Source organism: Microbacterium sp. LEMMJ01, from assembly GCF_002114135.1.
In the GTDB taxonomy this organism is placed as follows: Bacteria; Actinomycetota; Actinomycetes; order Actinomycetales; family Microbacteriaceae; genus Microbacterium.
In genome coordinates, this window is the sequence record NZ_NCTV01000017.1 from 12,757 (window position 1) to 37,956 (window position 25,200).

Here is a 25,200-nt window from a genome sequence, read left to right on the forward strand (position 1 = left end):
TCAGCGGGGAACGAAGACAGCGCGTTCGCGTCGGCCGCTGTCGGCAGAGCGGAGCACAGCCTCGATGCCGGCGACCGCCGCAGCGGCCGGCCAGACCGGGGCGGGATTGTGCGCGGTGCGACTCACCATGTCGGTGCGAGCGTCGCCGTCCGCTGCGGCGTCGAGCATTCCGAGGAAGGCGCGCACCGGCGCACTCGCCGGATACGGCACCTCCGAGTGCGGTGGCGACACCTGCCGCGAGGAGCCGTCGACATCGTCGAGGCGGGCTGTCGACATCAGCAGGTCATGTTCGACGATGCCGTCGCTGCCGATGTAACGCACGACGTGCCGCATCGGCAGCCCCGGCGGCAGGGTCCCCGTCGAAGCGGCGGCGCCGGTCACGCCTCCCTCCAGCCGGAACGCGACCACGTCATCGACGTCGACGGGGCCACCACGCTCAGCGGTGAAGGCCGAGACGTCAGTGAACGATCGCCCCGTGGCGTAGCAGATCGCCGCGAACGCGTGCGTGAGCTGCGTGGTCGCCTGCCCACCGCCGGATGCCGCGGAGTACGCGCTGCGCGCGTCGTCCGGAGCGGTCTTCGCATACAGGGCGCCGGCGCGCGACGAGAACTCGACGATGACTTGGCGCAGCTCGCCGATGCTCCCGGTCACCCAGTCGCGCACCGCGCTTGCCGCCTGCGTGTACTGCGCCGTGTACCCGACCATGAGCAGGGCATCCGTCTCGCGCACCCGGTGCACGATCTCGATCGCTTCGGCAGACGTCAGGGTGAGCGGCTTCTCCACCAGGACGGCGAGCCCGGCATCCATGGCGGTCGTCACGAGGGGCGCGTGGGTCGAGTGCGGGGTGGCGACGACCACTCCGTCCAGCTCTGCTTCGGTGAGCGCGTCGTCGAGGGAGGATGCCGTGGGGGCGCCGAACTGCGCGCCCGCCTGTGCGCGCCGGTCGGCGTCGGCGTCCACGATCACCGCGATCTCGGCGCGGGCATCATCAGCGAGTGCGGGCAGGTGGTGGCGGCGGGCCCAGTCGCCGGCACCCACCACCGCGATGCGGTACGTCATGCGGTACTCCTCCTCCAGAGGGCGGCCATCGTGCCGCCCAGCACTGCCTCGCAGGCTTGTGCGCCGAAACCCATCGCGACGTCGCGCACGAGTTCGAGCGCCCGCGCGTAGTCGATCCCGTGCTCGGGCGACACGGGAAAGTCCGACCCCCAGACGACCCGATCAGGCCCAAAGGTCTCGAGGACCGTTCGCAGCACCCGGATGCCGGTGGGGAACGAAGCATCGGCGCCCTCGGGATCCACATAGGCGAAGCCCGACGCCTTGACGAAGACACTGGGGGCGTCGGCGAGGGAGACCAGTCCCGCCAGCTCGTCCTCGTCGCGGACCAGACCGAGGTGGTGCAGCAGGACGGGCACGTCCTGGTGGCGGCGTGCCCAGTCACCGATTGCCGGATGCCACGGCGGGGGTGCATGCAGACTCAGCAGCATCCCACGTTCTGCGAGCGCGATGCCGAGGCCCTCGGCATCGGGGGAGTCCCACCATCCGTCCGCACCGTCAGCGAGATAGTGGCCCACTCCGATCCGTGCCACCTCCTCGGGCAGTGCCAGCACGCGCTCGGTCATCCGACCATCGTGGTAGGTCGAACTCCACCGGGAGTCCATGTCCGCCACGAAGGACAGCGTCTCCGGATCCTCACGGGCGGCAGCGGCGACGTGGGAATCGTCATCGATGGGAGGATCGCCGATATTCGCCGACACGACCAGAGCGCGGCTGACCCCGGCATCCGTCATCGCGGCCCGCAGGCGCTGGATCGAGCCGTACCGCTCGGTGTCGATCTTGGCGGCGTCGGCCGTACGGGGGTACGGCCACCGCGGCCATGCATGGCAATGCGCGTCGATGATCATGCGAGTCCCAGCTCCGCAGGCTCGAGTCCGACGCCCGGCCGGTCGTCGAGGGTGGGCACGCTGGCGGTGCCGTCGACGCCCACCAGCACCTCCAGCCAGACGCCAGGTCCGAACGCGCTCACCAGATGCAGTGCCCAGGGCTGCAGGCTCGCCGCGTGCGGGGCGAAGAGCAGGCCCGCGTCGACGGCGTGCCGCCCGAGCGTGCGTGCCACCTCCAGCCCTCCGCACCAGGTGACGTCGAACTGCGCGACGTCCACGCATCCCTCCTCGATGAGGCGGATCCCGTCGCGCAGGGAGAAGATGTGCTCCCCGGAGGCGATCCGCGGGGCCACGGTGTCGCGCAGGCGGCGGTGGCCGTCGAGGTCGAGCGGATGCACCGGCTCCTCGATCCAGTCCAGTCCGAGCCCCTCCGCTGCGCGCGCGACCTGCCGAGTGAAGCCGACGTCCCACGACATGAAGCAGTCCAGCGCCAGGGGGATGGGTTCGGGCACGGCCTCTCGTACGCGCTCCAGGTCGGCGATCACCCCCGCCACGGCGCCGGGGCCGTCGGCGGGGCCGAGACGTGCGGGAACCTTGATCGCACACGCCTGCCGCACGGCCTCGGGATCGAGCCGGGCGAGAAGATCGGGATGCGGGACGGTCAGATAGTGGGGCACCGGCCCCCGCGCACCGCCGAGCATGCCGACGAGAGGCAGGCCGGCCGCGCGGGCGGCGAGGTCCCAGAGTGCGAGTTCGACGGCGCCGATGCCCATCGCGGCGATGCCGCCCTCGGCGTAGGGCTGAGTCGCCCGTCGCAGCTCCTCCACCCGTTCGGAGCGCGCAAGCGGGTCCTGCCCCTGCAGGAGATTGGCGAGGTGACCGGTGATGAGGGCCTCCGTGACGACGCCCCCGCGCGACTGCCCCACCCCCCACACGTCAGGGTCATCGGTGCGCACGAGCACCCACACCAGGTCGGCACCGGGGCCCCGCCAGGTCGAGCGCTTCTCGGCGTGCCGTGGGAACACGCTCATCGGCGTCGAGACGCGCGTCTCGTCCAGCCAGGTGCCACGGGAGAACGGCGCCACCTTCGTGACGACATCGGTGATCCGCATCTATTTCCTCGCTGAACTGGGGCCGGAATGCCCTGCTTTACATTGTGCAGCCACCGTAGTAGCTTTCAGGCAGTTGTTCAACCAATGGATCGGATGTTCGATATATGGAACTTGTGACGGCCACCATGCAGGCGCTGGTGCTCGCGGAGTACGGACGGATGTCGGTCGAGCCGCGACCCGTGCCGGCCCGCGGCCCTGGCGATGCGCTGCTGCGCATCCTCTTCACCGGCATCTGCGGCTCGGACCTGCACGGCTACACCGGAGAGAACGGTCGTCGCTCACCCGGCCAGGTGATGGGACACGAGACGGTCGCGCGGATCGCCGAGCTGCCGCCCGGATACGTCGGGCCTCTGAGCGTGGACCAGCTCGTGACGATCAATCCGACGCTGGCGTGCGGCGAATGCGCTGCGTGCGCAGCCGGGCGAGACAACAACTGCGCCACGCGCCGGGTAATCGGCGTCGACCCCAGCGTCAGCAGCGCGTTCGCGGAGTACATGGCCGCGCCGGTGGGCAACATCGTGCCCCTGAGTCCGTCGATGACCGCCGAGCACGGCGCGCTGATCGAACCCCTTGCCGTCGGTTACCACGCCGCGGTGCGCGGTGGGATGAAGGCCGGTGACGACGTGCTCGTGATCGGGGCCGGGCCCATCGGGCAGGCGGCGATCCTCGCCGCCCGGCGCATCGGAGCACGACGAGTCCTCGTGAGCGAACCGTCCCCATCTCGGCGCGCGCTCGCCGAGACCCTCGGTGCCGAGCCCGTCGACGCCTCGGACGCCGACCGGATGAAGGAGAGCGCCCCGGGCGGCGTCGACATCGCGATCGACGCCGTCGGTGTGTCCGCGACGCTGGCGACCGCCCTCACCGCGACCTCGCCGGGCGGGGCCGTCGTCCTCGTCGGGATGAACGCTCCAACGGTGTCGATGCCTGCCTACGAGGTCTCGACCCAGGAGCGCACGGTGCTGGGGGCGTTCTGCTACACCGACGACGAGTTCAGAGCGACCGCGCTGTGGGCGGCATCGGCCGACCTGGACCCTCTCATCTCGCGGGTCGTCGACCTCGCCGATGCCCCGGACGCCTTCGCGGCACTCGCCGCGAGTCCCGAGACGGCCAGCAAGATCCTGGTCAGCTTCGACAGCTGACCTTCCCCTCAAAAGAAGGAGTAAGACATGCGCTTCGCATCCACCCGGCAACGTCGCCGGCTCGCCACCGGGATCGCCGGTGTCGCGATCGGTGCCCTGGCACTCACAGCGTGCTCCGGCGGCGGCGGCGACGCCGCCGAAGGAGAGGCACCCACCGAAGTCACGGCCCTAATCACCCCCGAGCAGGATGCCGGCTTCGAGCCGTACTACGCGGGGTTCACCGAGGACACCGGATTCGAGTTCGACCCCACCACGGTCGAGGTGAACTCCCTGGTCGAGCAGCTGCGCATCGAGATCAACTCCGGCACCGCCTCCGACATCGTCCGCGTCTCGCTCGGCAGTCTGACCGTGGGCGTGCTGCCGCTCGCCGAGGAGGGTGCGCTGCTCGACCTCAGCGATGAGCCGTGGGCCGCGGACGTGCCCGAGACGTTCAGCGGGCTGCTGAAGACTGACGACCAGACCTGGGCCTACCCGACCTCCGGCCAGTCGATCCTCATGTTCTACAACAGGGCCGTCTTCGAGGAGGCGGGCGTGGAACCGCCCACCACCTGGAGCGAGTTCCTGGACGTCTGCGCCGACCTGAAGGACGCCGGGGTCACCCCGGTGGCGCAGGGGCTCGGCACCCCGGCCATGGTGCAGTTCATCCCCTACATGCTGGCAGCGACGCTCGTGAGCTCGGAGAACGACGACATCGACGCGCAGATGCAGGCCGGAGACACCAGCTTCGTGGACGACGAGGGCTGGAACGAGGTGTTCGACAAGTACACCCAGCTCATCGACGAGGAGTACATCACGCAGGACGCGATCGGGGCCACTCTGGATGCGGCGATGCAGCAGACCGCCGCGGGGGATGCCGCGATGATCCCGCTCGTCTCGTCGAACTCGCCCGCGCTGTTCTCCTACTTCGAGGACGGCGAGGACGGTGTCGGAGCGTTCGCGCTGCCGGCCACGGACGACCCGGAGGAGACCTTCGTGCCGCTCTCGCCCGAGCTGCTCGCGGTCAGCGCGACGGCGAAGAACCCCGAGGGTGCCAAGGCGTTCCTGGAGTACCTCTCGGATCCCGAGCGCGCCGCCGAGTACGCCGACGCGACCAAGACGCTGCCGATCCTCGCCGGCGTCGAGGCCCTGCCGTCGACCGTCGGCGACGCGCTGCAGCCGTTCCTGGCATCGCAGCAGTTCGTGCCGTTCGTCAACCACCGCTGGGTCAACGGCGACACGCAGGCCGCGCTGATGCAGAACGGTCCGCTGCTCGCCACGGGCGGGGCGAGCATTCAGGACGTGCTGGCGGCAATGGACGCCGCGTACGCACTGGGCTGAGAGGAACGACGATGACGACGAGCGTGGCGCCCGCCCCTCCACAGCCGCGGGCGGAGTCTCCTGCCTTCCGCGGGCCGACGGGCCGACGGAAAGGGCGCCGCACGGGATTCCTGTGGTTCGCCCTGCCGGCCATCGTGCTCTACGTGCTGGTGGTGGTGTACCCGACCCTCTCGGGCGCCGCGCTCGCGTTCACCGATTCGAAGGGCGGTCGCAGCGCCGACTTCATCGGACTGCAGAACTTCGTCCGTCTCGCGAACGACCCTGCGGCACTGGCATCCATCGTGAACACGGTCGTGCTCACGGTGTCGCTCGTGGTGGTGCAGACGATCGTGGCTCTGATGCTCGCCCTCGGCCTGCACCAGCGGCTGCGCACCCGCGGCATCCTGCGCACCGTGTTCTTCCTGCCCTTCATCCTGCCGTCGCTGATCGTCGGTGTCCTCTGGCAGTTCCTCTACAGTCCGGACGGCCCGATCGACAGCGTCCTCGACTCCGTCGGGCTGGGCTTCCTCGCACCACTGTGGCTCGGGGACTCCTCGATCGCGCTGTGGTCGGTCATCGTCGCACTCATCTGGCAGAACGTCGGGTTCTCGATGGTCGTCTATCTCGCGGGGCTCGAGCAGATCCCCGGTGAGCTCTACGAGGCCGCGGCGATCGACGGTGCAAGCGGCTGGCGGACCTTCTGGAACGTCACTCGGCCCCTGCTCGGCCCGGCCACGACCATCAACCTGACGCTGACCATGGTCGGGGCGCTGAAGATCTTCGACCAGATCTTCGTCATGACCAACGGCGGCCCCGGGTACGCGACCGACGTGCTGTCGCTGGTCACCTACCGACAGTCGTTCGTGCTGGGCAACTGGGGCTACGGGTCGGCGATCGCGCTGGTGCTCGCGATGATTGTCGCGGCAGCGGCCTTCGTGCAGCTCTGGCTTCGCGGAAAGGTGGAGGTGGACCGATGAACCGCTATGGCCCGCGGACCTTCGCGCTGGAGATCGCGTTCGTGGTGCTGGGTGTGGTGGCGCTGTTCCCCATCTACATCCTCGTCACGGTCGCATTCAAGTCGCCTCCGGCGGTGGCCGAGTCCACGCTGGCTCCTCCGCCCGAGCTCTACCTGGAGAACTTCATCACCGCGTGGACGGAGGCGGATCTGCTCGCCGCGCTGGTGCAGACGGCGTTCATCACGGCGCTGAGCGTCGCCGGTCTCGTGGCGCTCGGCTCCGCCGCCGCCTACGGGCTGGTGCGCGGGGCCGGGCGGATGCACCGGCTGCTGCTGCTGTTCATCACGCTCGGGATCACGGTCCCGATCCAGCTCGGGATGGTGCCGCTCTATCAGCTGATGCGCGACCTGCATCTGCTCCAGACCCCGTGGTCGGTCATCATCTTCAGCGTGGGCTCGCAGCTTCCGATCACGGTGTTCCTCTACAGCGGGTTCCTCGCGGTCCAGTCGCGCGAGTACGAGGAGGCGGCGCGCGTCGACGGAGCGAACGGGTTCCAGACCTTCTCGCGGATCGTGTTCCCGCTGCTGCGGCCGATCACCGGCACGGTCATCATCCTGTCGTCGATTCACGTCTGGAACGACTTCCTCACGCCTCTGCTGTATCTGAGCGGCAGCGACGCGCGCACCCTGACGGTCGCCATCTTCTCGTTCCGAGGTGAGTTCGCCACGCAGTGGGGCATCGTCTTCGCCGGCATCCTCATCGCGATCATTCCGGTCGTGACGCTGTTCTTCCTCCTGCAGAAGTACGTCATCAAGGGATTCGCGAGTGGCCTCAAGGGGTGAGGCGGCGCGCGCGTCTATTCGGCGGTGGGGTCGAGCACGTCGGCGTGGAGCACCACGGCCGCCGCGCCAACGGCTGCAGCATCCCTGGGGTTCACCGACGACTGCACGGCAACGGGGGCGACCCCGCGTGCCTTCGAACGACGGTCCAGCTCCTGTTGAACGGCGCTGATGTAGAACGAGATGGCGCTCGCGAAGCCGCTCCCGGCGAGCACGATGCGCTCGACATCGAGGAGGGTGACCAGAGCACCCGCGGCCTGAGCGAGCGCCGTGAACGAGGGGGTCAGAGCCTCCAACGCGTCGCGTTCACCGGCCACCGCGGCGGCCCCGAGTCGCGACATGGTGACGACCTCGCCGGTGCTGCGGCGGTAACGCTCCAGAGCGGCGGCGGGGGAGGCGATGAGATGCAGGCACCCGCGGCCTCCGCAGGGGCAGGGCGCGCCGTTCACGTCGAGGGAGAGGTGCCCGAGGTCGCCCGCTCCGCCGTGCGCACCGCGGAGCGGGCGTCCCCGGGTGACGACGCCGACGCCGATCTCCGTCTCCATGTGGATCACGGCCAGCTCGCCGATCTCTCCCGCGGCACCGCTCCAGTACTCTCCGACGGCGGCGGCGATGGCCTCGTTCTCCAGCACGATCCGCATCCGGAGCCGTTGGGCGAGTCCCTCCCGGAGAGGATAGCCCTCCCGTCGGCGGTCCGCGGAGGCCGAAGCGGACGGGCCGAGATCGCGGTCGGGGGTTCCCGCGCCCGCCACCCCGACCCCGGCGACGAGGGCGGGGTCGATGCCGAGCGAATCGAGCAGGTCCCGCAGACTCGTCGCGAGCCCGTCGAGGAACTCGTCGGGAGGTGTCTCGGCGGGCGCGGCGGCACGCGAGCGACCGACGATCGCACCCCACAGGTTCGAGACGATGAGGACCGTGGACTCCGCGGCGATGTGGATCCCGACGGCGAACCGCGCGGTCGGGTCGATCTCGACGAGGATCGGGCGCTTGCCGCCGGTGGAGGCGCCGTGCCCGGATTCCACGACGAGGCCATCGGCGAGAAGATCGCGCACCACGCGCGTCATCGTCGCGGCCGTGAGCCCGGTCGCCTCCGCGAGCTCGATGCGACTGATGGGGCCGCGCGTGCGGATCACGTCGAGGACGATGCCCCGGGTGTTCTTCCGCGGAGCGCGCACCGCACCTGAGTCTCTGACCACGTCTTTCTTGCTTGCTTCGATGGAATGAACGGTTGCGCTCAGTGTACACAGGATCGACTCTGCGCCGTACTCAGGAGCGGCTCTGCGCCGAGGCGAGCGGAGCGATCGCGACGTCGCCCGGCAGGATCGCCCCGCCCGCCCGCAGCCGCTCGCGCAGCGATGCGAGCGGGACGCCGCTCATCGGAACCCCGGCGCTCGCCGAGAGCGCCGCGTTCGCGCCGGCCGCCTGTCCCATCGCCATGCACGACGCCTGGACCCGGTACGCCGAGTTCGCCTCCTGATCGCCGGCGACCGCGCGCCCGGCGACGATCAGATGCGCGCTGCCGCGGGGGATCATCGCCCCCCGCGGGATGGAGGGGACCGTGCCGTACTCCAACGGCCGGATGTCGATCCCGTCCCCGTCCGGCTGGTGCACGTCGATCGGGTAGAAGCTGTGGGAGACGGCGTCCTCCCACTGTCTTCCGCTCACGTAATCCTGCACGGTGATGCGCTCGTGCCCGTCGATCGTGAAGGTCTCGCGGATCCCGCACTCGACAGCCCACGACTCGATGCGCACCTGCTCGAGCCCGGGTTGGCGCCGGAGGAACCCGTAGATCCGGGTGAGCGTCCGTCGTCCCTCGACCTCGGCGGCCGTGCGCGTGAGGCTGGTGCCCCCCTCGATGCCGGTGACATGGATGGCGTTCTCCCCGCGCCCGCGCAGGAAGCGCGCCATGGGGCGCTCGGTCATCGAGAGGTCCTCCGCGCGCAGCTCGCCGGACGCAACAGCCCGTTCGTGCGCGGCGTCCAGGGCGTCGATGTCGAGTCGGTCGAAGTCGTAGCCGCCGAAGCGGACCATGATCGTCCCGGGCTGACGCTGCTCGTTCCGGAGGCGCTCGAAGCCGGCGAGGGCCACCGCATCGGCATCGCCGGAGCAGTCCACGATGCGCCGAGCATGCACGGTGTACAGACCCTCCTTGTCACAGAGTGTGACCGTCCACCCGCTGTCCGCCGGCTCCACCGCACCCAGCATCGTGTGCAGCCGCAGGTCGACTCCCGCCTGCAGCACCTCGGCGTCGAGGACGCCCGCGTAGAGCGCGGCGTTCACCGGCACCTGCAGCTTGTAGTGCGGCAGGCGCCAGTCGCTGAAGTCCGGCAGAACATCACCGGCGACTCGCACCGCCGTGGTCACCAACCGCCAGCCGATACCGGCGATCACCTGATGCCCCCAGGCGTGGAAGAGCCCCGGCAGGGCCACGCCGGCCACCGTCGTCGTACCGCCCAGAGCGCCGTTCTTCTCGACGAGCATCGTGCGGGCACCCATGGACGCGGCCTGGATCGCCGCGGGGACTCCGGCGGCTCCTCCGCCGACGACGAGGACGTCGATCTCGGCACCTTCGCGCTTCCCGAGCATCAGGCTCGCTCCTCGGCGATGTCGCCGGAGTACCCGAGCACTGCGGAGAGCTCGGCCGCGGACTCGACCACGGCGTCGAGGAGCGCCCGGTCGTGCACGTCGCTCCTCCGGGCCGCCGGATAACCCACGCAGATCGCGGCGGTCACCCGTCCAGTGTGGTCGCGCACCGGGGCGGCGATGCCGCAGACTCCGGGCGTCTCCTCCTCGAAGTTCGTGGCGTAGCCGGCCGACCGCACCGCGGCGAGCTCGGCATCGAGTTGCGCCCGGTTCGCGGTGTGGGCTGTGAGGTTCACCAGCTCCGCCGGAGAGGCGCCGGCGAGCAGGACCTTGCCGGCTGCCGTGTGTGCGAGGGGATCGGGCTGATCCGCGATCGCGCGCATGTTGCTCGGGTTGATGTTGAGCAGCTGCCGGCTCACCAGCACCGAGATGTCGACGCGGCGACCGTGCTGCAGCGTCGAGAGATGCACCGTCTCGTCCGTCCGCTCCCAGATCCTGCGCAGCACAGGGGCGGCGACCGCGCTCAGATCGTTCTGCAGCTGATACGTCCGATTCAGCTCGAAGAACCGCGGTCCGAGCACGTAGCGGCGGTTGGAGTCGATCTGGCCGACGAGTCCGTGGATGGCGAGCGCGCTCAGCAGCGTGCGCCCGGTCGACGCGTGCAGGCCCGCCTGCTCGACGAGCTCCTTCAGCGAGACCCCGGCGGGGCCCGCCGCCGCGATCGCGGTGATCAGGTCCACGGTGCGGTCGATGGTCTGGATCGGACTGCGCTGACCGAGCGTCGGGCGCGAGGACGGCTCGGACTTCGACGAATCCGGTGTCTCGTTGTCTGTCGTCGTCATGCGTCCTGCCTTCTGTCGTCGTACTGGTGGGGATGTGAGCTTCGGGTCCGCTCGAGGAACAAGCGGGCGACGCCGGCCACCGCGATGTGGCCGCGCGTGCTGAAATGGATGCCGTCGTCGGAGGCGCCAGGACGCCAGCGCCCAGGTCGATCCGGATCCTCCACGGCAGCGGCGAGATCGATCACGCCGGAGAGGGGATCCGGTATCGTGCGGATCCACCGGTTGATGGCGACGCGCGTCGCCTCGGCGCCGCGGGGAACGCCACCTGAAACGTGCGGCGGCGCGGTCACGGGCGGCACGGTGCAACCGACCACCGGCACGCCGAGAGCCTGCAGGGCGGACCAGTGCGCGAGGAGGTCGCCGCGCAGCGCCTCGGCATCCGCCGTCGCGTCGGCAAGATCATTGGTGCCCAGCGCCGAGACGAAGACGTCCGGCCGCACCTCGCGCAGCAGTGCGAATCGGTGTCGCAGATGTGCGGCGCTCCGCGATCCACGTGCCGTTGCGCCGCTGATGCTCAGGTTGATATGGGCGATGTCCGGTTCGCAGGCGCGCCGCAGCCACCCGTGGTGCAGCGTGCCGGCGCCGCCGTCCCCGAAGCCCACCGCGTTGGAGTCGCCGAGCACCGCGACGAGGAGTCGGTCGTCGTCGGCGCTCGCCTCGGTGAGGATGAGGCGGGGGCCGAAGCCGTAAGATTCGTGGTCGCCGGGGATCTGGGAGCCCAGCGGGATCCTCTCGCCCGCGTGATCCACCTCGACGAGGGTGCTGCTGATGAGCACCTCGCCCGCCCCGGCATGGATGGGGAGGGGGTCGGAGAGGACCTGCCCACCCGGTTCCAGGAGCACTCGGGCGGCGCCGCCGAACGTCGCCTCGTGCTCGTGACTGTCGGCGGTGCGGACGGCCGCGGAGACGCGTATCGGATTCGTGCCGGGCGCCTCTCGCCCGCCGTCGTTGATCCAGTTGGCGTACACGAGGCGGATGCTGTCGGTCGCGCGCTGCATCGTGTGTGACATGCGGGTGCGCAGCGAGAGAACGCTACCGTCCGTGGCGTTGTGCGCCACACGGACGGGCAGGTGAAGGTCGGTGCCGACCGGGCGCAGAGTGAGCTGCCCGGTCGGCGCCGTGGGTGCGATCATCCCTTCAGCCCCCCGGCGAAGCCCTGGATGATGTGCCGCTGAAGGAAGAAGTACACGATGAGCACCGGGAGCGCCGCGATCACCATGCCGGCGAAGATGAGCCCCCACTCACTCGCGAACTCGCCCTGGAACGAGAAGACGGCGACCGGAAGCGTCCGGTTCGGCGTGCCGGCGAGATAGAGCATGGGAGTCAGGAAGTCGTTCCAGATGTTGATCGTGTTGATGATGATGACGGTTCCCGTCACCGGCCGCAAGAGCGGGAAGACCACTCGCGAGAAGGTCTGCCACCACCCGGCGCCATCGATCTTCGCCGCCTCTTCGAAGGTGGGCGACACCGTTTTCAGGAAGCCTGCATAGAGGAAGACGGTCATCGGCATCAGCGACCCCGCGTAGTAGATGATCAGCGACAGGTGGGACTGCAGGAGCCCCAGGTCTCGCATCAGGATGTACAGGGGCACCATCCCCAGCTGCCCCGGGATCATCAGGCCGAGGAGGAACAGCACGAGCTTCGGGGTGCTCCAGCGGCGTGTGCCCCGGACGATGGCGTACCCGGCCATGGCTCCGATGAGGACTGCGACGGTGATGCTGATCACGGTGACGATGAGGCTGTTGGTCAGCGCTCGACCGAGGTCCGCCTCGGACCATGCGGTCGCGTAGTTCTCCAGGTAGAGGCTTTGCGGCGGGGAGATGGGGGAGCCCGCCGCCTCCGCCGCCGTCTTGAACGACATCGAGACCATGATGTACAGCGGGAACATGTACGCGACCGTGGCGAGGACCATCACGATCTCGAGCACGGGCTTGCCGTAGCCGCCGATCCCGCGCCGGCGCCGCGGTGTGCGGCGAGCAGGCGCCTCTGCGGGCACCACATTGCTGATGGACAGACTCATGCTTCGACCTCTCCTCGACGGGTGATCGACATCTGAAGGAAGACGATCGCGGCCACGATCATGGTGAGGACGAGGGCGATGGCAGACCCGTAGCCGTACTCGCCGTAGACGAACGCCTCTTTGTACATGATGAGCGACAGGGTCTCAGTGGCCACACCGGGGCCGCCGCCGGTCATGACGAACACCTGGTCGAAGAGCTTGAGCGATGAGGTCATCGTCAAGGCCATGGCGATCGTCGTGGACTGACCGAGGAGCGGACGCGTGACGCTCCAGAACCGGCGCAGCGGACCCGCACGGTCGATCGCCGCGGCTTCATACAGCTCCTGGGGGATCGACTGCAGGCCGGCAAGGTAGATGACCATCGACATGCCGACGTGGTGCCAGATCACGCTCGCGATGATCGACCACAGGGCGATCTGCGAATTCCCCAGCCAGCTCTGCGAGAGAGCTCCGAGACCGACGATCTCCAGAAGGGAATCGAGCGGACCGTTCGGGGTGTACACGTACTGCCAGAGCAGACCGATGATGACGGGCGGGACCATCATCGGCGCGAAGAACAGGGTGCGCATGAGGTTACGTCCGCGGATCGCGGCGTTCAGCGCCAGCGCGAGAAGCAGCCCGAGACCGGTCTGCACGAGAGTGAGGGTGACGGCGATGGTCAGCGTGTTGACCAGCGATGCGACCGCAGCGGAGTCCCCGACGAGCGCGATGAAGTTCTCCAGGCCCGTCCAGTTCGCTTCGGTGCCCCCTCGCCAATCAGTGAACGCGTAGTAGGCGCCGGCAACGCTCGGATACAGCACCACGACGGCGTAGAACACGAGGGCTGGGATGAGGAACCAGTTCGGCACCCGGCCGACGCTGCTGCGTCGCGACCCGGTGGAAGGGGCACCTCCCAGTGAGGAGGGCCGCGCGGAGGCGTCCCCCCTCACTGCGAGGCCGGCACTCACGAGAGGCTCTCCTGATATGCCGCGTCGAGCGCTGCGAGGACGTCGTCGATGGTCTTCGACCCCTCGACCACCTGCTGGCTGGTCGTGATCAGCGCCTCGGCCACCTTGCCGCCCGGCCACGCGTGGTTGGCGAACGGCGCGGTCCGTCCCTCGTCGAGGAAGGGCTGAACGGTGTTGTTGAGCGCGTTGTCGATCGGCTCCGCGTTGCTGAGCGCCGGGATGGATCCGGTGGCAGCCGCGATGGACGAGATGTTCTCCGGCTCCGCGATGTACTCGAGGAAGGCGAGCGCGGTGGCCGGGTTCTTGGCCTTGGCGTTGACGACGAGGTAGTCCGGCGAGAACGCGACGTACGTCTCCGACGCATCGTCGGTGGCAGGAACGGCGAAGTTGCCCATCTCGTCCTCGCCGCCGGCCATCATGCCCGCCAGGACCGGAGACGCGGCAGACGGCATGATCACCATCCCGGCTTCACCGTTGCCCACCTGCTGCATTGCGGGGTCCCCCGGCATGCCGAGCGGCGACGGGGTGGTGTAGCCGTCCTCGATCAGCCCGAAGGTCTTCTCGAGCACCTCTCGCCAGCCCTCGGATTCGACGAACGAGGTCTCGCCCGCTTCGAGGCGGTCGTAGAAGTCCGGCTCAAGTCCGTCGACGAGGGTGGCGGCGAGCGCCAGGGGCGTGAACTGGGCGATGTAGCTGTCGGCGAGCCCCAGCGAGATCGGGACCTTGCCGGCATCCTTGAGCGTCTCGCATGCCTCGATGAACTCGGACCAGGTTGTGGGAACCTCGATGCCGAGGTCGGCGAACAGGGTCGTGTTGTAGAAGGCGAGCATCGCCTGCCCGTAGGTGGGAAAAGCGTAGGTTCCGCCGTCGGCCTGCTGCAGGGAGTTGAAAGACTCGGGCACGAACTCAGCCCACGGCTGGTCGGACAGATCCATGAGGTTGCCCTCGGCCTGCAGGTTGAGCACCGAGGAGGGGGACGAATACCCGGGCGAGGAGCGGAACAGATCGGGAGCCGTCCCCGATGTGATCTGGATGCGTAGCTGCTCGTTCAGGGCGCCCGCCTCTGCGAACGTGCCCTCGATCTTCGCTCCGGTGTCGGCCTCGAACGATTCGATGAGAGGTGCGAGCCCGCGGTCGCTCGTCGTGGCGAGGTTCATCGTGCCACCGACCTCACCCTCGGTCGCATCGGCGTCGCCGGCGCCCGGGTCCCCACAGGCCGCCAGGCCCAGCGCGGTGATGGCGGCAACGGTCAGGGCTGCGGTGGCCCTGCGTCTGGTCCTCAAACGCATTATGTCCTCCATTGGATCTGTGTGTGCACCCAGCGATCGTGGGAGCGGATGAGGTGCTGCAGTAGTTCGACAATATAGAACGTCGTTCGTGAATGTCGCTCTCGACGATGACATGCTCGCGTAGCGGGTGTCAAGACTGCAGCTGTTCCATATATGAAACTACGCTTTCAAGACTGGAACGAGCTGACTCTAACCCAGGTTCCGGCCCCGATCAAGCACTCCTCGCCGCGTGATTGACTCCCGACCCGCGGCTGGATAGCGTGAATCCGTTCGTTATCTGAAACCCACGTTCTAAATGAGGAACTTCATGTCTGCTGAGAATCTTGCGCGGTCATCCGCTCCCGCCGTCGTCCGCGCCCTGCGAATCCTGGAGCTGCTCGCCGAAGCGGATGACCGGATGAGCCTGACCCGCATCGCGGAGGAACTGGGGCTGGCGAAGTCGACCGCCCATCACGTGCTCTCCGCCCTCATCGACCGCGGGTGGGTCGAACGCGATCCCGGGTCGCGGGAGGTCTCGCTGGGGCTGCGTGCCTGGGAGGTCGGACAGGGGTACGACGTGGCTCAGACGTTGAGCCAGCGGGCGCGCGCGTTCATGGATGAGATCCGTGACGAGCTCGGCGAGACGGTGCGCCTGGCAGTTCGTTCGGGTAGCGACCAGGTCTGCATCGCCAAGAGCGCTGGACAGCAGAAGCTCGTGTTCGACCAGCGCATCGGCGCTCGACTGCCCTGCCACGCCACGGGCCTGGGCAAGGCGTTGCTGAGTGGGCTCGAGCCTGATGAGGTGAAGCAGATGTACGCCGAAGGGCTTGAGCAGTTCACGGAGACCACCATCATCGATGTCGATGAGTTGATCGAGAACCTGGCTGCGGCCCGCGAGGCCGGCTTCGCCGAGGATCACGGCGAGTACATCCTCGGCATCCGGTGCGTCGCCGTCCCGGTGCGCTCGCGGGACGGTCGCACGATCGCGGCGCTCTCCGTGAGCGGTCCCACAGCCCGCTTCGACGATGAGCACATCGCCTCGTGTCTGGAGGCGCTCCGCATCGGGGCGGATGCTCTGAGCGCGAGACTCGGCGATGAGACGGAGCTGCGCTGATGTCAAGGATCGGATCGTCGATCGACTGCGTCACACTCGAGCTCTCGCTGAAGCCGTTCCCCGGCTTCGATGAGGCGGCGCTGACGCAGACGGTCTCGGAGGCGTTCCGCCAGTGGCTGCCGCTGCTGCGAGCCGCGAACTCCTGTTCGATCATGCTGTGGATCTCCGACGGCAGCGAGATCCTGGAGTGGGCCGGAGACCTCGATCAGCAGATCGAGTGGGCGCGCTACATCGGATTCAACAACACCGGGGCCGGCGCGTACGGCGAGGTCAAGGCGCCGGAGCGGGTGGCGCGACCGTTCGCGAAGTCGAGCCCCGACCTCGACTACGCGGCGGTCGCTCGTCTGGTGCGAGTGATCAAGCGGATCGGCACGGAAGAGCTCGGCATCCCGACGAGCGTGGGGGCGACCTTCGACCCGGGGCCCGAGTTCGCGCCGTCCTCATTCAAGTTCGAGCGTCACCCCGAAGTCGTCGCGCGCGGTGAGGACGTGGGCATCGGACCGATCATCCAGATGCTGAGGCACTCCAGTTCGCTGCGCGCAGACGACCGCGCTTATGCGGCCTACCCGAAGGGCATCCCGGAAGGCACGAGTTTCGGGGAGTTCCTGGGACGGCAGGCCCAGGACTATGCGACGGCGATGGGCTTCGACTACCTGTGGCTGTCCAATGGCTTCGGATTCAGCGCCTTCGCGTGGACGGACCTGGGGGCCGGCTTCGACGGCCGCGCCTTCCACGACGACAGAGCGGCCGCGCTGCGGCGGGAGTCGCTCTCGTTCTGGGAGGACTTCGCGCGCAACTTCCATCTTCCCGTCGAAGTCCGCGGCACGAACCACACAGCAGGGATCGACATCGGCTCGGACGCCGTACCGGCCCTGGAGCTCTATCAGGCCGGGCACTTCCAGTCGCCGCCACCGAACTCACCCTGGGGGCCGCTGAACGAGGACTTCGGAATCGAGATGTCCGGCTTCCTCTCGCGCATCGCCATGCTCCCGGCCGGCTCGCAGGGGTATCGGTACCGCTTCTACGCGAACGACCCCTGGTTCTGGCAGCAGCCGTGGTGGGACTTCTACAACCGGGAGCCGTTCGACATCTACCTGCCGCTCGGTGTCTCGCGCATCGACGGCCTCGGCCGAGTGCAGACGCCGTCGAGTGTCAACATCCTGTCGATCGACACCGCTCACGGCGTCCTGGACGAGCGGGTCGGACGCGAAGTGGGCGGACACATCCTCGCGGCGCTCGAATCCTCGCCCGACGAGGCGGGACCGCTCGTCTGGGTCTACCCGTTCCGGGAGTATCACCAGGCCGACACATCGCTGGGTCAGCCCTACTTCGAGGACTGGCTCCTCACCTCCGCGCTCAACGCGGGACTGCCGGTGAGCACGGTCGTCAGCACCGACGACCTCGGCCCCGCCCTGCGCGCAGATGCTCTGGCCGGCCGGACCCTGCTCGTGCCGACGGGCGCGATGACCGAAGCGATCAGCGCAGAGCTCAGCGACCATGTGACCGGCGGCGGATCCATCGTCGTGTATGGAGCCCCGACGAGGCTGGGCGCTCGCGCGGCCGACCTGCTCGGCCTCAGCGTGGAGACCGGTGAGCAGCCGCTCGCCGGCGACCTGCTGCTGCTCACCGACCTCGAGAGCGATCGCAGTGAGCAGGGCGAGATGCCCCGTGTGCTCCGTCATATCGAGCTGCTCTCAGACGGGGGGATCGGTGCTGTGCGCATCGTCGATCCGCACACCGAGTCCGCTGTCCGTGTGCAGGACGAGGAAGGACGCGAGCGGGTCTACGCCACGGCTCGACGCGACCCGGCGTGGGGCGGCGGTGCGGCGATGTGGGTGCGCGGTTCCTCGCCGCACGCGTTCGCCGAGCCGGACGAGCGCGGGGTTCCGGCTCAGGTGCCCCACGACCCGGATAGCTTCGTCGACCCCGGGGTGCTGCTGCGGGACGTCGCCGGGATGGCCGGGTACCTGATCTCTCACGACCTGCGCCGGCCCTCGTCAGGCCGGGCGGTGCTCGGCCTGCACCGCAACCGCTCGGCGTTCTGGTTCAACGGCTACCTGACCGACACCACCTCGCGAGTGCGACTGCGTTTCCCCGCCGGCGTGCCGATCCTTAACCATCAGGAGTGCTGGCTCGAAGGCGGCGTCGGTCACTACCAGCTGCCGAAGTCGATCCACGCGGAGTGCCGAGTCTTCGTCGAGCAGTCGGCCGACGGCATGATCCGCTGCAGGGAGATCGCGCCGTACCCGGCATGGATGACGCGGGGGATGCGCATCAGCGGGCTCCGGGACGCCACTGTCACGCTTCACCTGCCGCCGACCGATCGCGGGCGAGTCCGGCTCGACATCGACGGCGAGCTTCTCGACGAGGCGGCGTTCTCCATCGATGTCGCTGGGAGCTGCACGCTGCACGACATCAGTGGGACGCTGACGGTCGCTTGGGAGGACCTCGGAGTGATCCGCGCGCGGAACTAACTTTACTTAAGTTATAAAGATCGTTACTCTCGAGCCATCCGCCGCGAGGAAGAGGAACAGATGACGTATCACGCCCTGACGACCGGGTGGACGGCCCGCATCCTGACGGAGACCGCTCCCTCGGAACTGGCCCCGCAGCTGGGCGCCGGCATCCCGGCCACCGTTCCGGGCGTCGTGCACACCGACCTCCTCGCAGCCGGGCTCATCACCGACCCGTTCGTCGACGACGCCGAGTCCGCGCTGCAGTGGATCGGGCGCAGTGACTGGGAGTACCGCACCACGTTCGACTGGAGCGACGACGGGTCCGACCGCCGCGACCTCGTCGCCGAGGGCCTGGACACGGTGGCTCATATCGAGCTCAACGGGAGCGCCGTGGCCGATACGGCGAACCAGCACCGCAGCTATCGCTTCGACGTGAGCGAGCTGCTGCAGCCGGGATCCAACGAGCTCGTCGTGCGATTCCGTTCTCCCGTGCAGTACGCGCGGGAGCAGGAGGCCGTGCTCGGGGAGCGTCCGCATTCGTACGCGCATCCGTTCAACGCCATACGCAAGGCGGCGTGCAACTTCGGATGGGACTGGGGTCCGGACCTCGCCTCGGTGGGCATCTGGAAGTCGATCGGAATCGACACCTGGTCGACATCGCGCATCGAGTCGGTTCGCCCGCTCGTCGATGTGCGCGACGGCGAGCCGACGCTGACGACTCACGTGCAGGTGGACTGGGCAGACGAAGCGACGGGGTCGGCGACGCTGTCCTTCAATGTCGCCGGAGCACACGCGTCCCTGGATCTCCTCGCCGGCCAGACGACAGCGACGGTGACGCTGGACGTCCCCGATGCCGAACTGTGGTGGCCGCGCGGTCACGGGGCGCAGACGCTCTACCCGCTGAACGTGGAGCTGGCCGCCGGCGACACCGTGCTGTCCCGCTGGAGCCGCCGTATCGGGTTCCGCGGCGTGTCGCTCGATGTGGGACCTGATCCCGACGGCAGCGCCTTCCGCTTCGCCATCAATGGAGAGGATGTTTACATCAGGGGTGCGAACTGGATCCCGGACGACGTGTTCTTCCCCCGCATCACCCGCGATACGCTTCAGCGGAGCATCGACGACACCCTCGACGCGAACATGAACATGCTGCGCGTCTGGGGTGGCGGCATCTATGAATCGGACGATTTCTACGATCTCTGCGACGAGAATGGCATCCTGGTCTGGCAGGACTTCCTCCTCGCATGTGCGGCGTACTCCGAGGATGCGGCGCTGTGGGACGAGTTCGAGGCGGAGGCCACCGAGGCCATCACCCGGCTGACCGCGCATCCGAGCCTCGTCCTCTGGAACGGCGGCAACGAGAACATCTGGGGCTACGTCGACTGGAACTGGCGGACGCCTCTCGACAGCAGGACTTGGGGTGAGGGGTACTACACCGAGTTGTTCCCCCAGCTCGTCGCCGAGCTGGCGCCGAACACGCCCTACTCCGAGGGAAGCCCCTTCTCGTTCAGCCCGTACCTGCACCCGAACGACCCCGCGCACGGAACGATGCACATCTGGGACGTTTGGAATCAGGTCGACTACTCGCACTATCGCGACTATCGCCCCCGCTTCGTCTCCGAGTTCGGCTTTCAGGGGCCTCCGGCGTGGTCCACGCTCGAGTACGCCGTGCACGATGAGCCGAGAGACCCCTTCGGACCGAACATGCTGGTGCACCAGAAGGCGACTGACGGGAACGAGAAGCTCCGCCGAGGGCTCGGCGAGCACCTGCCGGAGCCGCGCTCGTACGAGGACTGGCACTGGGCCACTCAGCTCAACCAGGCCCGAGCGGTGAGCTTCGGAATTGAGCACTTCCGCTCGCTCCTTCCCCTGAACCAGGGGTCGATCGTCTGGCAGATCAACGACTGCTGGCCGGTCGTCTCGTGGGCTGCCGTCGACAGCCTCGGCCACCGCAAACCGCTGTGGCACGCTCTGCAGCGGGTGTATGGCGAACGGCTCCTCACCGTGCAGCCCAGGGAGGACGACCTCATCGCAAGCTTCCACAATGACGCGCCAGAAGCCGTCTCCACCCAGGTTATGATGCAACGCCGAGCCCTCGACGGAACCGTGCTGGCCGAGCAGACGATGCCGCTCGAGGTCGACGCGCGGGAGGCGAGCGCGCTCGTCGTCCCGGCCGACGTCGCGACGCCGGGGGACGGCGCCTCAGAGTTCCTCGTCGTGACCGCGTCGACCGGAGAGCGCGCGTTCTGGTATTTCGTCGAAGATCCCGCTCTTGCCCTCGAAGCCGCGCCGATCGATGCGAGCGCCGAGGAGGTGGACGGAGGGTACCGTGTCCATGTCACCGCCACCGGGCTCGTGAAGGACCTCACGCTCCTCGTCGACAAGGTCGACCCGTCGGCGCACGCGGATGCCGCGCTGCTGACGCTCCTGCCGGGGGAGAGCGTCGAGGTGATGGTCCGTGCGCGCCCGGGACTGGACCCGTCGGAGTTCATCGCCGAGCGCGTCTTGCGCTCGGCGAACGACCTCGTGGCCACGGCGGGCGTCGCGGCGCAGCCATGATCGTTCAGGGCGCTGTGGAGTCGACACCGTGATGAACCGGGATGTAGAGCGCGACGATGCCTAGCGTCCGGCGTCTCCGTGTCGAGGGTGTGACGGAACCGATCGGGATCGACGTGCAGCGACCCCGGTTCTCCTGGATCGTCGAGGCGAGCGAGAACGGTGTGCAGCAGGTCTCCTACCGTCTGACGGTCGAGAGGGTTGCGCCGGCCGGTGCGGAGACGGTCTGGGATTCCGGGCCGGTGACGTCCTCCGACGCCCGGTCAGCCGACTACGACGGCGAGGAACTTCTGGCCGGCACCGGTTACCGGTGGCGGATCACCGTGGTGACCTCGGCCGGAGAAGCAAGCGCACGGGCGTCGTTCCGGACCGGACTGTTCCGCGAGCAGGACTGGGGCGGGGCGATGTGGATCGGGGGTCATTCGGAGCCGGCGTCCCCCGGCGCACATCCGGCTCCGCTCCTGCGCCGCGAGTTCGTCCTTCCCGCTCCGATCGTCTCCGCCCAGCTCTATGTGGCCGCGGGAGGGTACGCCGACGTTCGCATCAACGGCCGGCATGCGCCGCGCGGCGTCCTCGCACCGGGATTCACCGACTACGACTGCACGGTGCAGTATGACGCCACAGAGGTGGCGCAGCTGCTGCGGCCGGGGCGCAACGCCGTGAGCCTCGAACTCGGCCGCGGCTTCTACGGCATGACTGCGGCCAACACCTGGCAGTGGCAGCGCTCTCCATGGCATGCAGAACCGTGCGCGAGAGCAGTCCTCATCGTCTCTCACGAGGACGACACGCGAACCGTCCTCACCACGGACGGAGCGTGGCGCACCGCTGACGGACCGACCACGTTCGATGATCTCTACGCCGGGGAGTCCTTCGACTTCCGACGGGTCGTGGAGGGGGTCGACCGGGTCGGATTCGACGATTCCGGCTGGAGACCGGCCGCCGTCGTGTCGGGTCCGCGCGGCGAACTGCGGCGTCAGCGGCAGCCACCGATCGTCGTCGCTGAAGCGCTCATGCCGTCCTGCGTCAAGCGGCTTGGCGAGGGCACCTACCTCGTCGAGTTTTCCCGCACCATAGCGGGGTGGGTCACCGTCGCTGCGGCGCCGGTGGCGCAGGCCTCGGTGCAGATCGGCTACGCCGAGAGCTTGCGCGCGGACGGCACGGCCAACACGGACGACCCGCACTCCTATTACGACGGCCGCTTTCAGACGGCTCAGGTGGAGTTCGCCGGCACGGGCGAGCGGCAGGAGTGGGCCCCGAAGTTCACCTACTACGGCTTCCGATACGTCCAGCTGACCGGATGGCCGGACGATCATCCGCCGACCGCGGACTCCATCTCCGCCCAGTGCGTGCACACCGACGTCGAGCCGGCGGGCTCCTTCTGCAGCTCGGAACCGTTGCTGAATGACATCCATCGCATCGTCGTGGACACCGTGCTCAACAACCTGCACGGCATCCCCACCGATACTCCCACGTTCGAGAAGAATGGGTGGACGGGAGACGGCATGGTGGGAGCCGAGCTGATGCTGCTGAACTTCGATGCGCATGAGCTGCTGGCCAAATGGGCGGCTGACATCGCCGCGACCGCGCGGCACACCGGCATCCCTCGTGTCATCGCTCCGCACGGCGGCTGGTCCTATGACTGGGGATCGACTCCGACCTGGAATGCGGCGATGCCGTTGATCGCATGGTGGCTGTATCTCTATGCCGCCGATGAGCGGACCATGGCCACCCATCTCGACACCCTGGTGAGACACGCGCGGCTCGAGCTCGAGCGCGCGGACGCTGAGATCGCTGCGACCACGCTCGGGGACTGGGTCGCGCCGGATGCTTCTCCGGGCGGCGGTAACCCCCCGGAGGATTCGCGAGTGCCGGCCACAGCCTTCCTGCATCAGACGATGGTCGCCGTGGCACGTGCGGCGGAGACGCTCGGCCGCACGGACCTCGCGAACGAGTTCCGTGCACACGCCGATCGCATCGCCGCGGCATTCCGTGCGCGCTTCTTCGATCCGGACCGGAACATCGTCCGTGGCGAGCAAGAGGGGGAGTTCCGGCAGTCGCACAACGTCCTCGCGCTGGCCTTCGGGCTGATACCCGCAGGCCGAGAGCAGGCGGTGGCGGATGCCGTAGCGGCCGACGTCGTAGCGCGGGGATTCCACCTCAACACTGGCGCGCTGGGTACGAAGTACCTCTTGCCGATGCTCAGCAGGCATGGACATGCTCAAACGGCCCTGAGAGTTGCTCTGCAGACCTCGTATCCCAGTTGGGGCTTCTGGCTGGAGCATGGCGCAACGACGACGTGGGAGCATTGGGCGCTGGCATCCCGCTCGCGCGGGCACTACTTCCTCGGAACGGTCGACGACTGGCTCTATCACGATGTCGCCGGCATCCGCCCCGTCGCCCCGGGGTATCGGATCTTCGAGATCGCACCCGCCGTGACCTCGATTCTGGAGGCGCAGGCGTCGGTGTCGACAGCCTTCGGAACCGCTGCCGTGCACTGGAGGCGTCTGGGCCACGAGATCGCGCTCGACGCGACTGTTCCCGTCGGAGCCGAAGCCATACTGCGGCTCCCCGGCACTGAGCCTCAGGTCCTCCGTTCTGGGCGGCACACCGTGCGTGTTTCGTGCCCGTGAACCGCGGGCTGGTGCGGGCATCGCGAGCTGAGCGCAGGCATCAGAGGGTGGTCATCCCGCCGTCGACCACGAACATCGATCCGGTCGCATAGCGGGACTCGTCTCCGGCGAGATAGACCATGATGCCCTCGATATCGGCGACGTCGCCGGCGCGCCGCATCGGGATGCGAGAGAGGATCGCCGCCCGCGCGGCCTCGTCCTCGACGATGCCCGACACCAGCGGGGTGAGGACGTGTCCCGGTACGACCACGTTCACCCGGATTCCGACGTTTGCATAGTCGGCCGCCGCCGTGCGGGCGAGGCCGTGCACGCCCGCCTTCGAGGCGCTGTAGGCCGCGAACCCGGCTCCCTCGCCGTTGAGCGCCGTCGGACTGCCCGTGACGATGATCGATCCGCCGCGCTGCGTCATCGCGCGCACCGCGTGTTTCAGCGTCAGGAACGTCCCCGTGAGGTTGACGTCCTGCGTGCGCCGCCAGACCTCGAGGTCGAGATCGCCGACGCGCGCGTCCGAACCGATGAGCTGCACGCCCGCGTTCGCGACGACGATGTCGATCGGCCCGGCTGCGGCGAAGGCGGCGGCCACTGACGCCTCGTCCGCGATATCCATGCGGATGGCGCGGGCCGAACCGCCGCTCTCCTGCGCAGCCTCCCGGGCCCCGTCGACGTCGCGGTCGGCGAAGACGACCCTCGCGCCCTCGCGGACGAAACGCTGCGCCGTGGCACGACCGATGCCCGAGGCTGCGCCGGTCACTATTGCGGTGCGTCCCATCAGGGCGTTCACGAGGGCTCCGTCCCGTCCACCGGCTCGTAGTACTGACGCGAGTCATCGAGGTGCCCACCCATGGCGGCGCGCGCACCCCGTGGATCGCGGGCGCGCAGGGCGTCGAGCACGGCGCCGTGCTGGGCGAGAGTGCGCTCGCGCCGTCCCTCGAGCTCGAGGCTGTGCTCACGGATCGGCATCATCACCGCGTTCAGGGATTCGAGCAGAGCGACGTACAGCGCGTTGTGCGTGGCGAGTGCGATGCGGCGGTGGAACTCGGCGTCCTCAGCGGCGGCGGCGGCCGCGGTCGCCGCCGCCGCCATTTCGGTGAGGCTCGCCTGGATCTCGTCCAGATCGGCTTCGGTCGCCTTCTCGCACGCGAGTTCAACCAGGCGCAGCTCCAGCGTCGCGCGCACCTCGCTGATCTCAGGCGGCCCGAGCAGTTGCTGCGATTGCGCCCCGCTCAGATAGAGCTGCAGGCTCTCAGACACGCGCGAGGAGCTCACATGCGCGACGCGGGCGCCTCGGCCGGAGCGCACCTCGACGACGCCCTTGGCCTCCAGGCCACGGACTGCCTCGCGGATCACGGTGCGCGAGACGCCGAATTGATCGGAGAGCTCCCGCTCGGAGGGAAGCCAGTCGCCCGGTGCGAAGCCGCCCGACGCGATCGTCGCCAGCATGCTCTCGGTCACCCGCGAGGCCAGGGACGGCTCGCGCTGCAGCTGAGTGAACTCCATCGGTCCTCCTGTTTTTCTTCGGACGCGCCTCCATTCTCGCAGGTGGCGGCTTTCCTCCGACGACG

The 25,200-nt window shown here is 68.5% G+C and carries 20 protein-coding genes; 8 read left to right on the forward strand and 12 right to left on the reverse strand.

Translation table 11 applies throughout. The annotated features are described in order from the left end of the window. Genes B7W94_RS02530 through B7W94_RS02540 form a run of 3 tightly spaced genes read right to left on the reverse strand, consistent with a single transcriptional unit; the run spans position 1 to position 2,995 of the window. Positions 1-1,059 carry a Gfo/Idh/MocA family protein gene (locus B7W94_RS02530; protein ID WP_062765936.1) on the reverse strand — a complete coding sequence of 353 codons (1,059 nt, stop codon included), beginning with the start codon at positions 1,057-1,059 and terminating at the stop codon, positions 1-3. Then, positions 1,056-1,904 (reverse strand): amidohydrolase family protein, encoded by an 849-nt coding sequence (locus B7W94_RS02535; RefSeq protein WP_062765939.1) that lies wholly within the window; start codon positions 1,902-1,904, stop codon positions 1,056-1,058. Before B7W94_RS02535 ends, B7W94_RS02530 begins: the two co-directional genes overlap by 4 nt. Further along, positions 1,901-2,995: an enolase C-terminal domain-like protein gene (locus tag B7W94_RS02540; protein ID WP_062765943.1), complete on the reverse strand. Its 1,095-nt coding sequence runs from the start codon at positions 2,993-2,995 to the stop codon at positions 1,901-1,903. Before B7W94_RS02540 ends, B7W94_RS02535 begins: the two co-directional genes overlap by 4 nt. Before the next feature lie 104 nt (positions 2,996-3,099). On the opposite strand from B7W94_RS02540, the gene B7W94_RS02545 reads away from it, so the two are divergent. From B7W94_RS02545 to B7W94_RS02560, 4 genes are read left to right on the forward strand one after another with little or no spacing between them, the layout of a single operon-like run. Further along, positions 3,100-4,134 carry a zinc-dependent alcohol dehydrogenase gene (locus B7W94_RS02545; RefSeq protein ID WP_231729540.1) on the forward strand — a complete coding sequence of 345 codons (1,035 nt, stop codon included), beginning with the start codon at positions 3,100-3,102 and terminating at the stop codon, positions 4,132-4,134. Between the two features lie 27 nt (positions 4,135-4,161). Next, positions 4,162-5,451: an ABC transporter substrate-binding protein gene (locus B7W94_RS02550; protein ID WP_062765947.1), complete on the forward strand. Its 1,290-nt coding sequence runs from the start codon at positions 4,162-4,164 to the stop codon at positions 5,449-5,451. An 11-nt stretch (positions 5,452-5,462) separates the two neighbouring features. Continuing rightward, positions 5,463-6,407 carry a carbohydrate ABC transporter permease gene (locus tag B7W94_RS02555; RefSeq protein ID WP_062765950.1) on the forward strand — a complete coding sequence of 315 codons (945 nt, stop codon included), beginning with the start codon at positions 5,463-5,465 and terminating at the stop codon, positions 6,405-6,407. Next, positions 6,404-7,228: a carbohydrate ABC transporter permease gene (locus B7W94_RS02560; RefSeq protein WP_062765953.1), complete on the forward strand. Its 825-nt coding sequence runs from the start codon at positions 6,404-6,406 to the stop codon at positions 7,226-7,228. Before B7W94_RS02555 ends, B7W94_RS02560 begins: the two co-directional genes overlap by 4 nt. Positions 7,229-7,242: 14 nt before the next feature. On the opposite strand, the gene B7W94_RS02565 is transcribed toward B7W94_RS02560, so the two are convergent. The 7 genes from B7W94_RS02565 to B7W94_RS02595 form a co-directional block, all read right to left on the reverse strand. Next, positions 7,243-8,400, reverse strand: a complete 1,158-nt coding sequence (locus B7W94_RS02565) for an ROK family transcriptional regulator (RefSeq protein WP_062765957.1) — start codon at positions 8,398-8,400, stop codon at positions 7,243-7,245. Between the two features lie 91 nt (positions 8,401-8,491). Beyond that, a complete protein-coding gene (locus tag B7W94_RS02570) occupies positions 8,492-9,811 on the reverse strand; it encodes an FAD-dependent oxidoreductase (protein ID WP_062765961.1) in 1,320 nt (439 codons plus the stop codon). Next, on the reverse strand, positions 9,811-10,650 hold the full coding sequence (locus B7W94_RS02575; RefSeq protein ID WP_062765964.1) for an IclR family transcriptional regulator: 840 nt from the start codon (positions 10,648-10,650) through the stop codon (positions 9,811-9,813). Before B7W94_RS02575 ends, B7W94_RS02570 begins: the two co-directional genes overlap by 1 nt. Then, positions 10,647-11,783 (reverse strand): SGNH/GDSL hydrolase family protein, encoded by a 1,137-nt coding sequence (locus tag B7W94_RS02580; RefSeq protein ID WP_062765967.1) that lies wholly within the window; start codon positions 11,781-11,783, stop codon positions 10,647-10,649. The genes B7W94_RS02575 and B7W94_RS02580 overlap by 4 nt, the downstream gene beginning before the upstream one ends. Further along, positions 11,780-12,670: a carbohydrate ABC transporter permease gene (locus B7W94_RS02585; RefSeq protein WP_082758470.1), complete on the reverse strand. Its 891-nt coding sequence runs from the start codon at positions 12,668-12,670 to the stop codon at positions 11,780-11,782. Before B7W94_RS02585 ends, B7W94_RS02580 begins: the two co-directional genes overlap by 4 nt. Then, positions 12,667-13,518, reverse strand: coding sequence for a carbohydrate ABC transporter permease (locus tag B7W94_RS02590; protein WP_231729541.1), 852 nt, complete (start codon positions 13,516-13,518; stop codon positions 12,667-12,669). Before B7W94_RS02590 ends, B7W94_RS02585 begins: the two co-directional genes overlap by 4 nt. A 95-nt stretch (positions 13,519-13,613) precedes the next feature. Further along, complete coding sequence (locus B7W94_RS02595) at positions 13,614-14,900, reverse strand: ABC transporter substrate-binding protein (protein ID WP_172400049.1); 1,287 nt, start codon at positions 14,898-14,900, stop codon at positions 13,614-13,616. Between the two features lie 313 nt (positions 14,901-15,213). Here B7W94_RS02595 and B7W94_RS02600 point away from each other — a divergent pair, with 313 nt between their 5' ends. From B7W94_RS02600 to B7W94_RS02615, 4 genes are read left to right on the forward strand one after another with little or no spacing between them, the layout of a single operon-like run. Beyond that, a complete protein-coding gene (locus B7W94_RS02600; RefSeq protein ID WP_172400050.1) occupies positions 15,214-15,999 on the forward strand; it encodes an IclR family transcriptional regulator in 786 nt (261 codons plus the stop codon). Then, complete coding sequence (locus tag B7W94_RS02605; protein ID WP_062765976.1) at positions 15,999-18,473, forward strand: hypothetical protein; 2,475 nt, start codon at positions 15,999-16,001, stop codon at positions 18,471-18,473. The genes B7W94_RS02600 and B7W94_RS02605 overlap by 1 nt, the downstream gene beginning before the upstream one ends. Before the next feature lie 60 nt (positions 18,474-18,533). After that, complete coding sequence (locus B7W94_RS02610; protein ID WP_062765980.1) at positions 18,534-21,011, forward strand: glycoside hydrolase family 2 protein; 2,478 nt, start codon at positions 18,534-18,536, stop codon at positions 21,009-21,011. 56 nt (positions 21,012-21,067) lie between these two features. Next, on the forward strand, positions 21,068-23,638 hold the full coding sequence (locus B7W94_RS02615; RefSeq protein WP_085604162.1) for a family 78 glycoside hydrolase catalytic domain: 2,571 nt from the start codon (positions 21,068-21,070) through the stop codon (positions 23,636-23,638). A 40-nt stretch (positions 23,639-23,678) separates the two neighbouring features. On the opposite strand, the gene B7W94_RS02620 is transcribed toward B7W94_RS02615, so the two are convergent. Both B7W94_RS02620 and B7W94_RS02625 read right to left on the reverse strand, forming a co-directional pair. After that, a complete protein-coding gene (locus tag B7W94_RS02620; protein ID WP_197426477.1) occupies positions 23,679-24,419 on the reverse strand; it encodes an SDR family NAD(P)-dependent oxidoreductase in 741 nt (246 codons plus the stop codon). Next, positions 24,416-25,135, reverse strand: a complete 720-nt coding sequence (locus B7W94_RS02625) for a FadR/GntR family transcriptional regulator (protein WP_172400051.1) — start codon at positions 25,133-25,135, stop codon at positions 24,416-24,418. Before B7W94_RS02625 ends, B7W94_RS02620 begins: the two co-directional genes overlap by 4 nt. Positions 25,136-25,200: the final 65 nt, after the last annotated feature.

Coding starts and splice junctions, on each gene's coding strand:
- B7W94_RS02530 (WP_062765936.1), bottom strand. CDS start 1,059: ATGACGTACCGCATCGCGGTGGTGGGTGCCGGCGACTGGGCCCGCCGC.
- B7W94_RS02535 (WP_062765939.1), bottom strand. CDS start 1,904: ATGATCATCGACGCGCATTGCCATGCATGGCCGCGGTGGCCGTACCCC.
- B7W94_RS02540 (WP_062765943.1), bottom strand. CDS start 2,995: ATGCGGATCACCGATGTCGTCACGAAGGTGGCGCCGTTCTCCCGTGGC.
- B7W94_RS02545 (WP_231729540.1), top strand. CDS start 3,100: ATGGAACTTGTGACGGCCACCATGCAGGCGCTGGTGCTCGCGGAGTAC.
- B7W94_RS02550 (WP_062765947.1), top strand. CDS start 4,162: ATGCGCTTCGCATCCACCCGGCAACGTCGCCGGCTCGCCACCGGGATC.
- B7W94_RS02555 (WP_062765950.1), top strand. CDS start 5,463: ATGACGACGAGCGTGGCGCCCGCCCCTCCACAGCCGCGGGCGGAGTCT.
- B7W94_RS02560 (WP_062765953.1), top strand. CDS start 6,404: ATGAACCGCTATGGCCCGCGGACCTTCGCGCTGGAGATCGCGTTCGTG.
- B7W94_RS02570 (WP_062765961.1), bottom strand. CDS start 9,811: ATGCTCGGGAAGCGCGAAGGTGCCGAGATCGACGTCCTCGTCGTCGGC.
- B7W94_RS02575 (WP_062765964.1), bottom strand. CDS start 10,650: ATGACGACGACAGACAACGAGACACCGGATTCGTCGAAGTCCGAGCCG.
- B7W94_RS02580 (WP_062765967.1), bottom strand. CDS start 11,783: ATGATCGCACCCACGGCGCCGACCGGGCAGCTCACTCTGCGCCCGGTC.
- B7W94_RS02585 (WP_082758470.1), bottom strand. CDS start 12,670: ATGAGTCTGTCCATCAGCAATGTGGTGCCCGCAGAGGCGCCTGCTCGC.
- B7W94_RS02600 (WP_172400050.1), top strand. CDS start 15,214: ATGTCTGCTGAGAATCTTGCGCGGTCATCCGCTCCCGCCGTCGTCCGC.
- B7W94_RS02605 (WP_062765976.1), top strand. CDS start 15,999: ATGTCAAGGATCGGATCGTCGATCGACTGCGTCACACTCGAGCTCTCG.
- B7W94_RS02610 (WP_062765980.1), top strand. CDS start 18,534: ATGACGTATCACGCCCTGACGACCGGGTGGACGGCCCGCATCCTGACG.
- B7W94_RS02615 (WP_085604162.1), top strand. CDS start 21,068: ATGCCTAGCGTCCGGCGTCTCCGTGTCGAGGGTGTGACGGAACCGATC.
- B7W94_RS02625 (WP_172400051.1), bottom strand. CDS start 25,135: ATGGAGTTCACTCAGCTGCAGCGCGAGCCGTCCCTGGCCTCGCGGGTG.